A 13,810-nucleotide genomic window follows, 5' to 3' on the forward strand; every position below is an offset into this window, starting at 1 on the left:
GATTATGAACGCAGCCCTTGTTAGTTTTATTCGCGACCTTTACCAGAGCAATGAATTTATTCCGTTGCATGCCCCCGTGTTTGCTGGAAATGAGTTGAAGTACGTTAGTGCAACCATTGAGAGTACGTTTGTTTCCAGTGTAGGAAAGTTTGTAGATGAGTTCGAAGCAAAAATAGCGACCTTTACTGGTACGGCACAAGCAGTTGCCACCGTTAACGGTACTGCCGCATTGCATACGGCGCTGTATCTGGCAGGCGTAAAGTCGGGAGATGCAGTGATAACACAGCCGTTGACTTTTGTTGCCACTTGTAACGCGCTGTATCATATGGGGGCAACCCCGGTATTTGTGGACATTAACACTGCAACGTTATCACTTTGCCCGCAGGCGCTGGCAGAATTTTTGCAACAACATGCAAAAACTGACGATGACGGATGTTATTTAAAACGTAACGGCCAACGTATTCGTGCGGTGATGCCAATGCATACCTTTGGTCACCCTGCGGCACTGGATGAGTTATCGCAAATTTGTCAACAATGGCAGCTTATCCTGATTGAAGACGCCGCGGAAAGTCTGGGGTCATTTTACAAAGGCCGGCATACCGGCACTATTGGACAATTTGGGGCGCTGAGTTTTAACGGCAATAAAATTATTACCACCGGAGGGGGGGGCATGCTGCTGTGCGCCACAGAACAAGATGGCAGCCATGCTAAACACATCACCACCACCGCGAAGGTGCCGCATCGCTGGGAGTTTTATCATGATGAACCCGGTTTTAATTTCCGATTGCCAAACCTGAACGCCGCGCTAGGTTGTGCCCAGATGGAACGGCTCAGCTACTTTTTGACTCAGAAGCGTAAACTGGCCATGCAATACAAAACGTTCTTTGCTGACTCTGCCTATCAGTTTGTCGACGAACCGGCAGAGTGCCAGGCCAATTTCTGGTTAAATGCGATTATTTGCCCGGATCAGCAAAGCCGCGATCAGTTGTTGCAAAGTACCAATGATGCCGGCGTAATGACCCGGCCAGTGTGGCAACTTATGCATCACTTACCCGCGTTTAAGGATGCAATGCGCGGTCCGCTGCCATTCGCAGAAAACCTGGCGCAGCGCCTGATTAACCTGCCCAGCAGTGTTTCGGAGCTTTCATAATGCAGAAGAAAGTGGCGGTATTTACCGGTACCAGAGCGGAATATGGTCTCCTTTACTGGTTGTTACACGATATTAATGCTGACTCAGAATTGCAGTTACAGTTGCTGGTAACCGGCAGTCACTTATCACCGGAATTTGGCAATACTTATCAGCAAATTATTGCTGATGGCTTTGATATTGCTGATAAAATTGAGATTTTGCTTTCATCAGACAGCAGCGTAGGTACGGTAAAAAGTATGGGCCTGGCGCTCATCGGTCTGGCCGATAGCCTGTCCCGGCTGCAACCAGATGTGTTGATCCTGCTAGGCGACAGATTTGAAGCGTTGGCGGCGGCGCAGGCTGCTATGCTGATGAAAATACCGGTACTACATCTTCATGGTGGTGAAATTACCGAAGGCGCGACTGATGATGCGATCCGCCACGCCATTACCAAGCTCAGTTACTGGCATGCAACGTCAACTGAGGTATACCGCCAGCGGGTCATTCAGCTGGGTGAGTCACCCGAACGAGTGAAAAATGTGGGTGCTATCGGTTTAGACCATCTTAAGCGCACGCGCTTATTGAGCAGAGACCAGCTGGCTGACGCGCTGGATTTTAAACTGAACCAACCGTATTTTGTGGTCACTTATCATCCGGTAACCTTGGCAGAAGAGCCGCCATTGGCCAGTTTTAATGCGCTGTTAAACGCGCTTGACCAGTTTAAGCAATACCAGATTATTCTAACCTACCCGAACGCTGATGAAGGCGGCCGGCAAATTATTGAACGGCTGTTAAGCTATGCTGCCGAGCAGCCTGACAGGGTTTTGGCCGTTACGTCATTGGGGCAGCTTCGTTATCTTAGTGCAGTAAAACATGCTGCAGCGATTATCGGAAATTCTTCCAGCGGCATTATTGAAGTACCGGCTTTTAACGTGCCAACCGTCAATATCGGGGCAAGGCAGCAAGGGCGACTGGCAGCACCTTCGGTTCAGCACTGCCGCATAGATACCAGCGACATTGCTGCCAGTATAAAGCGTGTACTTAGCAATGCTATCCCTGTTGGCGACAATCCATATGGCCAGGGTAATGTCAGTGCCAACGTCATTCAGATGATCAAGCAGTTGCATTTTAATCCGGTCAAAAAATTTTATGATCTGCCGGGAGCAAAGTTATGACACTTATTATTGCCGAGGCTGGCGTTAACCACAATGGCGATGAAGATCTTGCCTTTGCCTTAGTGGATGCCGCTGTGGCTTCTGGCGCGGATATTGTTAAATTTCAGACATTTAATGCAAAATCCCTGGCAACCGCAGAGGCAAAACAGGCGACGTATCAGCAACGAAACACCGGCCAGACCGAGTCACAGCTGCAAATGCTAAGCCGGCTGGAGCTGAGTTATGATGCCCATTTACGCTTACAGGCCTATAGCAAACAGCGCGGCATCGGCTTTTTATCGACCGCATTTGACGACCTCAGTCTGCAGTTTTTACTTGGCCCGCTGCAACTTAACTTGCTGAAAATACCATCCGGTGAAATTACCAATGCGCCCTTTGTGTTGCAACATGCCAGAAGTCAGCGAGATCTGATTGTCTCGACCGGCATGGCCAATCTGGCAGAAATTGAAGCAGTGCTTGGGGTTATTGCCTTTGGACTTACCATGCCTGTTGAGGCAAAACCAACGGCATCCGCTTTTGCTAAGGCCTATGCCAGCAAGCAAGGCCAGACTGCGCTGAAGCAAAAAGTGACGTTGTTACACTGCACCACCGAGTATCCTGCCCCAGCCTCTGACATAAACTTAACTGCAATGGACAGCATGGCTGCTGCATTTGGTTTAGCGGTAGGTTATTCCGATCACAGTGCCGGTATTGCGATTGCAATTGCCGCAGTGGCAAGGGGCGCGACGGTACTTGAGAAACATTTCACTCTGGATAAAAACCTGCCAGGGCCGGATCACAAAGCGTCACTGCAACCGGATGAATTAAGCCAGATGGTAAAGGCCATCCGCGAAGTCGAGCAGGCGTTGGGAGATGGCATAAAACGGCCGGCACCGTCTGAATTGGCTAATAAAGCGGTAGCCCGAAAAAGCCTGGTGGCAAGCCGTGCTATCCAGGCAGGAGAACAACTTACGGCAGAATTAATTGCCTGTAAAAGACCGGGCACCGGCACCAGCCCCTATCATTACTGGGATCTGCTTGGTAAAAGTGCCAGTCGGGCTTACCGTGAGGGAGAACCCTTTGCAGAATAAACCCATAGTGATGCTTGGCGCCGGTGGCCATGCCAAGGTGCTGCTCTCGTTGCTGCAACAGCAAGGCATTACTGTGGCAGCCGTCTGCGCACCGCAGCGCCCGGCATCGGCCAGATTTGATAGCATACCTTTTTTGACATCTGATGATGATGTGCTTCGCTTTAAACCGCAGGATGTGATGCTGGTTAATGGTATTGGCGCCCTTCCCGGCCAGACCGTGCGCCGCAGGTTGTTTGAACATTTTTCAGCGCTGGGGTATTCGTTTTTCAGTGTCATCGCCAGCAGTGCAGTAGTTGATAGTGGCGCCCAGATTGGGCAAGGTGTGCAGGTATTGCCAGGCGCTATCATCAACACCGATGCGATTCTTCATGCCAATGTGTTAATCAACAGTGGCGCTATTATCGAGCATGACTGTGTATTGCACCCTCATACCGTCGTCAGTCCTGGAGCAGTATTGTGCGGTGGCGTAACCTGTGGCGACAATAGTTATATTGGTGCCGGCGCAACGGTGATCCAAAGCCAGATAATTGGCGCAAATGCGCTGGTAGGCGCGGGTAGCACCGTGGTATGTAACTTGCTAGATAATCAGAAAATCTATTCTGCCCGGCCCTTTATTAAAGCTGAGTGAGGCTGTTATGACGACCAGTTGGAAAAATACCGCGATAACCCCCGACAGCAGCATTCGTGATGCCCTGCTATTACTTGACAAAGAAGCGTTGCGAATCGCACTGGTGGTAGACGCCAGCGACACCTTGCAAGGCGTACTGACCGATGGTGATATTCGCCGCGGACTGCTGCGCAACTGCACGTTGCAAAGCCCGGTTACCGAAGTCATGAATACCAAGCCGCTAACAGCCGAGGCCGGCACGCCCAGACGCGATCTGGTCAAACTAATGACGCGCAAAAAGCTGCTATCTATCCCATTGGTGAAAGACGGTAAAGTGGTTGGCCTGGAAACCCTGCAAAGTGCAGAAGATTCTGTGCTGTACGACAACCCGGTATTTCTGATGGCGGGTGGGTTTGGTAGCCGGCTAAAACCGCTAACGGATGCCTGCCCCAAACCGATGCTCAAAGTCGGTGAAAAACCGATATTAGAAATCGTACTGAACAGCTTTATCCGCGCCGGTTTTCATAATTTTTATATTTCGCTGCATTATATGCCCGAGCAAATTCAGGCTTATTTTGGCGATGGCTCCCGTTGGAACGTTAGTATCAACTATATATACGAGCAGGAACCACTGGGTACCGGTGGCGCCCTGGGCTTATTGCCTGATAACTTACCGGAGCTGCCATTAATTCTGATGAACGGTGATTTACTTACCACCATAGACTTTGAGCAACTGCTGCAATTTCACAATAAACAGCAGGCTGATGCCACCATGTGCGTGCGTGATTATGAATACCAGATCCCGTTTGGGGTGATTAATGGCGATGGCAACAAAGTCACCGGGATGATCGAAAAACCGATCCAACGCTTATTTGTTAATGCCGGGATCTATGTGGTATCACCTCAGGTGCGCCGGCAGGTTAAAGCCAATCAACGGATCGATATGCCAACCTTACTGGAGCAAAATATTGAGCAAAATAATGCCGTATTAATGTTCCCGATCCACGAGTACTGGTTAGATATCGGCCGGATTGACGATTATCAGCGGGCGCAAATTGATGTGATAAATCTGGGGCTGTTTTAATGCCACAGTTTGGCGTTATTGGCCTGGGTAGCATCGGCAAACGGCATTTGACTAATTTACGCACCCTCTTTCCCGACGCTCAGTTACTGGCAGTCAGTGCCAGTGGCCGCGAAGCACCCAACGTGACCGCGAACGCAAAAATGGTTTCATTAGCAAAGCTGCTGACCTTGCAACCCGATTTTGTTGTGGTAGCTTCACCAGCCAGCTTGCACTTGCAGCACACCGAGGCGTTGCTGGCAGAAGGCATTCCGGCGCTGGTAGAAAAGCCGCTGTGCGCCAGTTCATTGCAAGCAGAGCAGTTTATGCAGCTGGTACAACGCTATCCCGCTAGCATTATTGATATTGGCTACTGTTTACGTTATTTACCGGCGGCGCAGATGGTAAAAACGCTGATAAGCTCGCAGCGTTTGGGTCGGATCTACAGTGTTATTGCTCAGGTTGGTCAGTACTTACCGCACTGGCGGCCGGATAGCGACTATCGGGTATCGGTGTCGGCGCAAGCCGCGCTCGGTGGTGGAGCATTGCTGGAGCTAAGCCATGAGCTGGACTACCTGCAATGGTTACTGGGCCCCTTACAGCTTCGATATGCCCGCAATCGACACAGTGGTTTACTAACGTTGGATGTGGAAGACATCAGCGAGTTAGTTCTGGAAAACGAGAACCACACCAGTTGCTTTGTTCACCTTGATTTTATTCAGCAAACCCCTTTCAGGCAATGCAGCTTTATTGCCGGCAACGGCAGACTTGACTGGGATCTAATTGCCAATACCATCACCTTGCAGGAGCACAACCAGCGACATCTGCTTTATGATGATGCCGGTTATGATAAAAACAACATGTACCTGACCATGCTAAATGCGTTCTGGCAAAAAGTGCAACAACGCGACAGCGATACCACAAACTTTACCGCCGCCGCAGCGACTGTCCAGCTGATTGCCAAAGCAAAACTGCAGGGGGCACTGGAGAATTTATGAGTTGTATTGCCTTTATCTTTGCCAGAGGGGGATCCAAAGGGTTACCAGGCAAAAACATTAAGCCGCTGGCTGGGAAACCTTTACTGCAATATTCCATTGAAGTGGCCAGGCAGGTTAAGGAGATCAGTCACGTTTTTGTTTCCACCGACTGCGAAAATATTGGCCGCTGCGCCAGAGAAGCTGGCGCTGAGGTGATAGTCCGTCCACCAGAACTGGCTACCGATACCGCACCGGAGTGGGCGGCATGGCAGCATGCCATCCGGCACGTGCGGCAACATTTAGGTGACTTTAACACCTTTGTCAGCTTACCTGCCACCAGCCCGCTAAGGAACGCTGCTGATGTCAGTAATGCGATACATCAACTTAAACAGAGCGAAGCCGACTTATGCCTGGCGGTGACTGCCGCTAATCGAAACCCCTTTTTCAATATGGTGGTACGCGATGCGATGGGAAAGGTGCAATTGGTAAGTAGTCTGCCAAGCGGTGTCCATCGTCGTCAGGATGCCCCTGCCGTATTTGATATCACTACCGTTGTGTATGCCGCCCGTCCAGACTTTATCCTGCAGCAAGAAAAACTGTTTGATGGCATGATCACCAGTATTGTGGTACCCAAAGAGCGTGCGGTAGACATAGATGATATTTACGACTTTATGCTGGCTGAAGCGATTTTGAAGGGGGACAAGCATGCTGGATAACAAAACTATTCTGATTGCCGGTGCCGGTGGCTTAATTGGCCGTACTGTGGTTAAAGCCTGTTTGGCGCAAAATGCGATGGTTATTGCCAGTGATCTTGACCAGAACAAGCTGGAACACCTGCTGTTACAAGATGGCATTGATATCCATAATGACAAATTGCAGCTGGCCACTCTCGATCTGCAGCAGGCTGATAGTATCAGCGAAATATTGAGCCAATATCAACCCGATGGCGCGGTTAACTGCAGCTATCCGCGCAACAAAGATTACGGTAAACACTTTTTTGAGGTCAGCCTGCAAAGTTTTAACGACAACTTATCGCTTAACCTTGGCAGCGCTTTTTTGTTTATGCAGCAATGTGCGGCATACTTCAAACAACAGCCACGCGAATTTTCGCTGGTTAACCTGTCATCTGTATATGGTGTGGTCGCACCACGCTTTGATATTTATAACAATACAGCAATGACCATGCCGGTAGAGTATGCCGCCATTAAATCGGCATTAATTCATCTGAGTAAATACGCGGCATCTTATATTGCTGACAGTCGTTTTCGCGTTAACCTGGTTAGCCCGGGGGGCATTAGCGATAACCAGCCAGAACCTTTTCTGCAGGCTTACCGAACTAAAACACTGGGCAAAGGCATGTTGGACGCTGCCGATATCACAGGCGCCATTATGTTTCTGCTGTCAGACCATGCCCGTTTTACCAACGGGCAAAATATTGTCGTCGATGATGGCTTTACGCTTTGTGGCTAAAGCCACACGGCGTTGTGTGGCATAATAGTAGAAATTATTTCGTTTTGTTTTTATTAGCAAACACGATATCCATACCCCAATCGCATTTTTTATTCCAGCTTTGCCGATAATCAACTTTCATAGCACTGACATAGCGCTTCCAAAGCTCCAGCAGTGCTGCAAAACACTCCAATGATACGTTTTCATCATCGAACTGATACAACAAGGTCAGCATGGGGCAATGATAATAGAGTAACGAGCCTTTAATCATGTGGAATAAATGAGCGTAACGGGTGTTTCTGAATGCATAAACATATCGAGCCTGGCGCCGCAATATATCAGACGCTTCCTTTCTGCTACTAAAACTCTCACTGGCAATATCGTTAAGGTGGTCACATATATCATCAAATAAATCAAATGCCAGTCTTTGGTCGTCGACGCTAAATTCAAATTTTTTGAAAAACTTTTGCTTAGCCTGTTCGACAACATCCTCTTTTACCTGCTGGCTTTTACTAATAAAAACATCCTGCTCTGTTATGGGCAAGGCACCTTCTATAAAAGCCCCTTCCCCAACATTGTAAACCGTGATCTTTTTATCCGTTTTTAACAGTCTCTCCATATGTTCATGAGCAAGTTTCAACAAGTTTGTTGCCATGACATCCTGGGTAAGATTACCTTTAAGCGGGTGCTTGGCGCCCTTATCAACAACTTTTTTATAGTTTTCATTGCTGGCGTAAATACTATTGGCAGAGTGCGTTTTTCCGTCCAGATAACCATTGTCTACGCCAAACAGATACACTTCACGAAAGCCGATGTTAAATGCAAAAGATAATGCGGTATTTGCCACTAATGGACCCGGGTGGGCCATTGAAGGCAACAACTGTTTATAATCTTCCAGCACGATAAGCTGAGTAAATACTGTGGCCGCTTCCGGACCTTTTAATCCTAAGCCCGACCATTTATAAAGGTCAATGACATCAGGATAGATCACATCCACTGCAAGCAGGTTTAAATCAGCATAGTGAGATTTGTCAAAACTATCTAACAGCGCATCGTAGGTTGTTTTGGGGCGTTCAACCAACACATGAAAATCAGCTTTAATACCCAGTTTTGCTAAAGAGCCCAACGCTGTACCACACGCGAAGATAATCACATTGTCCTGAATGTCTTTTAATGCTTCCGATGCCGCATCCAGCGATGGGCCATTGCCAACAATAACCACTGGCATCTCAATATACTTTCTGGGTTTAACGGGCACCAAAAAGTTCGTGTCGCTTTGATAATTTTTCAGACAATGCGCCAACCCGGTAATCGCATCATTGTAAAAACCAAACCCTGCCTGAAGCTCATAGTAGCGATTAAAAAAAGCAGCTATCTGCTGGTTTACTTCAACAGACGGGTAGTGTTGATAACAGAATGAGCGAATTATCGAATATGCCCCGACATCGGCAGCCACCATATAGAGCGCGGTAAAGAATTCCTCAACACTTAGCCCGATTTGAAAAAATAAGGTACCACCCTCGGCGTCAACAGCTTGAATGACTTCAGACCAGTCGGTGCAGAACAAGCTGGCATAAAACACTTCCAGATCGGGTTCATTGATATAAATATAGTCAAAGCTATGCTTGCTCAGCAGTTCGGTAACGATATAGCCCAGCCCTACCCCAAACAACATTGCTGTTGGAAAATGCTTGGGCAGTTCAGAAAGCTTATCTGCTTTTTTTTCTTCAAACCGCTGAATGGTTTTACCGAGTTCGGCCATATAGCGGCTATGAATACGATGATCGTTGTCTGCTACGCTAAAACCATACTGAGTCAGACTGTAATAACCTTTAGCCGTGTTTTTCTGCAGTTGCTGCCGGGTTTGCTCAATCGGATTATCTGAGTAAATTGGCACAGTAGAGTTAACGGGGATAAAGTTCCCATCACCGGTAGATGTCACTAAAATTTTAAAGCCCTTACGAGGCTGAAAGGCTTTAATAGTAGATGCAATGCTGGGATAGTACTTTTCAAAAGCAACGATGTTTTTATCGAATAATTGCAGTGATGTTTTGGCGAACTGTTGTTCTCTGGCATTTTGCTGCATTAATTCTGAAAGGGCAGTTTCAGCCTGTTGCAACAGTTGTTCTAACTCAGTCATAAATTAATCTATCTGGTAGGTTTTACTGATCTTATTCCCTGACTTTAACGCAGCAATCTGACTGATGCTATCCTTTATTTCCAGTTGCTGTTTGTTGAGCGTTGCTAACATATCCAGAAAATTTTCTGCCAGTTGCTGTAAGCGCTTCTGCTCTGCCTGATCCTGGCCGGTAACCGTAGAAAAAAGCTGTTGCAATTGTTGCTGGAACCTACTTACCGCTTCAGCAGCTTCAAGATACTGCTCCTGAACAACAAGCTGCTGTAGATCTGTAAATTGCTGTTCAGCGCTTTGGATATCAGCCGACATTAGCGTGTGCGACCGCACGTTGAGATTCAGCCTGTTGCTGCGCACTGAACGGAATTTCATCCCAGGCTGATTTTATCTGACGAAATAAATCTGCTACTTCATCAATAGCAGTAGTGCTGTCTTTCTCAACGCTGGCATCCACCAGTCGGTCCATCATATAGCTATACAAAGCGTATAAATTCTGACCCAATTCCGGTGCTTGCGATTCGTCCAGACACGAACGTAACGACTCCAGAATTGCAGAAGCCTTTGATAACATCTTCGCTTTAGTTTCCAGGTCTTTACGTTGTAATGCGCCTTTTGCTAACGCCAGATTATCCAGCACGCCCGCCATCAGCATTTGAATAACTTTATATGGAGATGCCTCAGCCAACTGGGTTTTAGTGGCTTCTTTCTGATAAAACTTTAATTTTGCATTGCTCATATACGTAGCTCCTAAACGTTATTTTTTATTGCTGGTAAACCCGGGTAAATTGGCAAGTTGCTGCGTAATGTAACTTCCAGAACTTTGCATCTGAGCAATCAGTACATCTAAACCCGCATATTTCGCACGCAAACCAGCTTCCAACTGAGTCATTCTGTAATCATGCGATAATTTGTCATCTTCAAGCTGGCGCATCGATTTGTTTAACGACTCTTCCCGAAATTTAAAACTACCTTTAGCTTCTAACTGGGTATTTAGCAAAGACTCAAACGTTTTAGCCAAGCCATTTTCGCCAGAAAATAATTTGCCTACATTGGCATAATCTGAGGTTAACGCTGCGTTGACACTACGCACCAAAGACGATTTTTCCAGTTTGCCATCTTTCTTTAAGCCTATACCTACATCAAACAAGGTTTCAAAACCGCCAGCACCGGACACCACAGTAGATAATGTATTAGTAAGCTGATTTTTCAAACCGCGCATACCAGAATCGCCATAAAGCGCAGCGCCAGCTTTTGTGTGATATTCGATTGTCCCAGCCGCGTTGTTAAACGCAGTAATAAATTCATCTATCAGTTTTTCTACGCCGGTTTTATCAAAATCGACGGTTAGTTTTGCGGTCTCAGTACCTACACTAACTTTTTTTGCAGTAAACGTCAGATCCTGAATCGCATCTTTAAAAATATTGGTCGCACTGTTTACCGCGATGCCATCAACTTCAACGATGGCATCACGCGCCATATCAGTTGCAGCAATGCTCAGGCCACCCGCACCGCCACTAAAGGCCGTTGTTGAAATGTTGTCCAGCTCGGCGGTGTCGTTGGTAATGGTTAAATCGTTACCGGTACCACTCACGTTGGAACTGATTACCAACTTGGCCTCGGGCGTTGCGCCGCCGGTATTAATAATATTGACTGATACACCGAAGTTTGTTGCGGATTCATTAATCGCCGCCCGCACTTCTTCGAGCGTTGCACCCGCGGCAACATCCACTTCAAAACTTTTGTCACCCGCCGCAATCGTTAACTTACCGCCGCTGGCACTAACCACATCAGATGGCGCAGTAAAGGCGGAGGTGGTGGTGGCCCGACTACCCTGGGCTAATTGATTAACTTTAATATTAAAATTACCGGGTGTCGCACTGCTGTTAGCCGCGACCGAAATAACGTCGCCTGATGCCGGCTGCACAATAGTATTGCTGCGCTTGGTAAAATTCTCCGGGTCAGCCAGCTTTTTGATAATATCCTGAAATGCAGATAAGGAAGATTTAACGGCGCCTAAGCCAGAAAGTTGCACACTATACCGGGTTTTGGTCGCTTCAAAACGCTGCATCTTCGGTAAATCTTCAGCATTTACTGTTGCCTGGATAATACTTTCCAGATCTAAACCTGAACCAACTCCAGCTGAAGTAATCGTTGCCATAATAGCGTGCTCCTGTGAATCGTATCAGGCCTTGAAATTGATAAGTGCGCCGGCCTTATTTAAGTTATCGGCCATCTCAGAAAAAGCTTGAGCGACTTTAAGCAAATCCTGAGACGGTATTTCCCGGATCAGCTCGTTACTGTTCTTGTCTATGACTTTAATGATAGGTGGATCACCCAGTTCATCAAACTCAAATACTAATTTGGTATTGGCAATAGGAATTAATTTGCTGATCTGCTCCAGTGTTTGCCGAATTTGAATAGTATCAAATTCTATCGCCCGCACCGGTTTCTCTGCTGGTTCTGTGCTCGTTTTCTCATTTTGTTGTATGGCATTAAGCCGAGCCGCATTTTCTTTCAGAGGTTGCTGAACTGCAGTTTCAGTTGAGTCTGCCTGAGCAACAGAGTCAGGCCGGACAGCTTTCGCCGTTATCTGCCTGTCTAAGCCAGGATCGGTAAGCCGATTATCTTTGCTGAATAACGTTTCCACGGACATAAAAACCTCCGGCGTAAAGTCGTTGGCCAGTGTAACACTGGCCAACTAACTATAGCTTATCCTTTAGCTTAACCTAAAAGCGATAATGCTACCTGTGGACGCTGGTTTGCCTGCGCCAGGATAGTAGTACTTGCCTGCTGCAGGATCTGGTTACGGGTCAGTGCAGCGGTTTCAGCTGCAAAGTCAGCATCCTGGATCCGGCTGCGAGCACCAGACAGGTTCTCAGAAATGTTCGATTGGTTACGAATAGTAGACTGGAACCGGTTTTGTACCGCACCTAATTCAGCACGTTTTTTATCTACTACCGCAATTAATGAATCCATACCTGCAAGAACAATTTGGGCATTGCCCTGAGTGGAGACACTAATCGCACTAGCAACAAACGCAGCGGCAAAATCTACATCTGCCAATGCAACGCTAGAATCGACAGCAGAAAGTGCTGAAATATCAACATTTGCAGATAATGCATTTCCTGTCACTGTCGAGGCAGCACCAGCAATACCAGATAATGTAAAGCCGCCGTTGGCACTGATTAAGTTGCCTGCAGCCGTACCACCGACACTTTTCATGCTAAAACCGATGGTCTGCACGGCATCAGCACCCACTTGGAAGCTGGCTTTATAACTGCCATCAAGTAAGTTTTGACCACCAAACGTGGTGTCTTTAGCGACCCGGTTGACTTCACTCATTAATGAACGAATTTCTTCCTGGATTGCCAAACGGTCTTCGTCGGTATTAGAACCGTTTGATGCTTGTTGTGCCAGAGTTCTTACTCGTTGAAACGCTGAGGTCACTTCTTCTAACGCACCTTCAGCAGTCTGAGCCAGTGAAATACCGTCATTTGCATTTCGGATCCCCTGATTTAAACCGTTGATCTGACCAGATAAGCGGTTACTGATTTGTAAACCGGCAGAGTCATCAGCAGCACTGTTGATACGTAAACCTGATGACAGGCGTTTAAATGATGTGTCCAGTGCGTTGCCGCTTTGCATTAACTGACGCTGTGCGTTTAACGAACTCACATTAGTATTGACTGTTAAAGCCATATGTAGCCTCCAAAATTTAACAGAACTGTTTTGGCTGTAGCGGTTACCCCACCGCCACACTTAAACAGCATAAGTTCTATGATTTAACAGGCTGGTTACCCCACCACTCTGCTAAAACAAGGTCACTAATACAGTTCCCCTATAATCTGTATCGGCCAGACTTTATAAAGCTTTAGTAAATTTTTGATTTATTTTTCAATTCTGGAAGGATTTTTATTAAATCTTTATTTATCAGTAATTTGCGTGGTTTTTAAATATGACTTGATGAAAAATAGATGCAAAACAGAACAAAAAAACCTGCAGCATTACCCATGCTGCAGGCTTTTCCTTTTAAATGCTCCGCGCTGCGCTTGTTACCGCTATTAACCCTGCAGTAAACTTAATGCCGCTTGTGGCCGCTGATTTGCCTGCGCCAGGATCGTGGTGGTCGCCTGCTGCAATATCTGATTACGGGTTAACATCGCCGTTTCTGCGGCAAAGTCAGCGTCTTTGATCCGTGACTTCGCGCCA

15 protein-coding genes are annotated in these 13,810 nt (G+C 47.2%); 8 read left to right on the forward strand and 7 right to left on the reverse strand.

Features of this window, described 5'->3' with window-relative positions:
• The first annotated feature begins 4 nt into the window (after positions 1 to 4).
• The 8 genes from B2X65_RS04900 to B2X65_RS04935 are packed head-to-tail and all read left to right on the forward strand — an operon-like array spanning position 5 to position 7,488.
• A complete protein-coding gene (locus tag B2X65_RS04900) occupies positions 5 to 1,150 on the forward strand; it encodes a LegC family aminotransferase (RefSeq protein ID WP_290611028.1) in 1,146 nt (381 codons plus the stop codon).
• Entirely contained in the window at positions 1,150 to 2,304 is a 1,155-nt protein-coding gene (gene neuC / locus B2X65_RS04905; RefSeq protein WP_290611029.1) for a UDP-N-acetylglucosamine 2-epimerase, read from the forward strand. The genes B2X65_RS04900 and neuC overlap by 1 nt, the downstream gene beginning before the upstream one ends.
• Positions 2,301 to 3,374, forward strand: coding sequence for an N-acetylneuraminate synthase (neuB, locus tag B2X65_RS04910; protein ID WP_290611030.1), 1,074 nt, complete (start codon positions 2,301 to 2,303; stop codon positions 3,372 to 3,374). The genes neuC and neuB overlap by 4 nt, the downstream gene beginning before the upstream one ends.
• The gene (locus tag B2X65_RS04915) at positions 3,364 to 4,002 is read left to right on the forward strand and encodes an acetyltransferase (protein WP_290611032.1); all 639 of its coding nucleotides are present in this window, start codon (positions 3,364 to 3,366) and stop codon (positions 4,000 to 4,002) included. Before neuB ends, B2X65_RS04915 begins: the two co-directional genes overlap by 11 nt.
• Positions 4,003 to 4,009: 7 nt before the next feature.
• Positions 4,010 to 5,065: a nucleotidyltransferase family protein gene (locus tag B2X65_RS04920; RefSeq protein ID WP_290611033.1), complete on the forward strand. Its 1,056-nt coding sequence runs from the start codon at positions 4,010 to 4,012 to the stop codon at positions 5,063 to 5,065.
• Complete coding sequence (locus B2X65_RS04925; RefSeq protein ID WP_290611034.1) at positions 5,065 to 6,039, forward strand: Gfo/Idh/MocA family protein; 975 nt, start codon at positions 5,065 to 5,067, stop codon at positions 6,037 to 6,039. The genes B2X65_RS04920 and B2X65_RS04925 overlap by 1 nt, the downstream gene beginning before the upstream one ends.
• Entirely contained in the window at positions 6,036 to 6,734 is a 699-nt protein-coding gene (locus tag B2X65_RS04930; RefSeq protein ID WP_290611035.1) for a cytidylyltransferase domain-containing protein, read from the forward strand. Before B2X65_RS04925 ends, B2X65_RS04930 begins: the two co-directional genes overlap by 4 nt.
• A complete protein-coding gene (locus B2X65_RS04935) occupies positions 6,724 to 7,488 on the forward strand; it encodes an oxidoreductase (RefSeq protein WP_290611036.1) in 765 nt (254 codons plus the stop codon). The genes B2X65_RS04930 and B2X65_RS04935 overlap by 11 nt, the downstream gene beginning before the upstream one ends.
• A 34-nt stretch (positions 7,489 to 7,522) precedes the next feature.
• Here B2X65_RS04935 and B2X65_RS04940 read toward each other — a convergent pair whose 3' ends face one another.
• The 7 genes from B2X65_RS04940 to B2X65_RS04970 all read right to left on the reverse strand — a co-directional run.
• Entirely contained in the window at positions 7,523 to 9,607 is a 2,085-nt protein-coding gene (locus B2X65_RS04940; protein ID WP_290611037.1) for a 6-hydroxymethylpterin diphosphokinase MptE-like protein, read from the reverse strand.
• 3 nt (positions 9,608 to 9,610) lie between these two features.
• Positions 9,611 to 9,913: a hypothetical protein gene (locus B2X65_RS04945; RefSeq protein WP_290611038.1), complete on the reverse strand. Its 303-nt coding sequence runs from the start codon at positions 9,911 to 9,913 to the stop codon at positions 9,611 to 9,613.
• Entirely contained in the window at positions 9,903 to 10,337 is a 435-nt protein-coding gene (fliS, locus tag B2X65_RS04950; protein ID WP_290611039.1) for a flagellar export chaperone FliS, read from the reverse strand. The genes B2X65_RS04945 and fliS overlap by 11 nt, the downstream gene beginning before the upstream one ends.
• An 18-nt stretch (positions 10,338 to 10,355) precedes the next feature.
• Positions 10,356 to 11,759, reverse strand: coding sequence for a flagellar filament capping protein FliD (gene fliD, locus B2X65_RS04955; protein WP_290611040.1), 1,404 nt, complete (start codon positions 11,757 to 11,759; stop codon positions 10,356 to 10,358).
• A 24-nt stretch (positions 11,760 to 11,783) separates the two neighbouring features.
• On the reverse strand, positions 11,784 to 12,254 hold the full coding sequence (locus tag B2X65_RS04960) for a flagellar protein FlaG (protein ID WP_290611041.1): 471 nt from the start codon (positions 12,252 to 12,254) through the stop codon (positions 11,784 to 11,786).
• Positions 12,255 to 12,322: 68 nt separating this feature from the next.
• On the reverse strand, positions 12,323 to 13,300 hold the full coding sequence (locus B2X65_RS04965) for a flagellin (protein WP_290611042.1): 978 nt from the start codon (positions 13,298 to 13,300) through the stop codon (positions 12,323 to 12,325).
• 362 nt (positions 13,301 to 13,662) lie between these two features.
• Positions 13,663 to 13,810 (reverse strand): flagellin (locus B2X65_RS04970; protein WP_290611047.1); only part of this gene is annotated, 148 nt, incomplete at its 5' end.

Source organism: Arsukibacterium sp. UBA3155 (assembly GCA_002364615.1).
Lineage (GTDB): Bacteria > Pseudomonadota > Gammaproteobacteria > Enterobacterales > Alteromonadaceae > Alishewanella.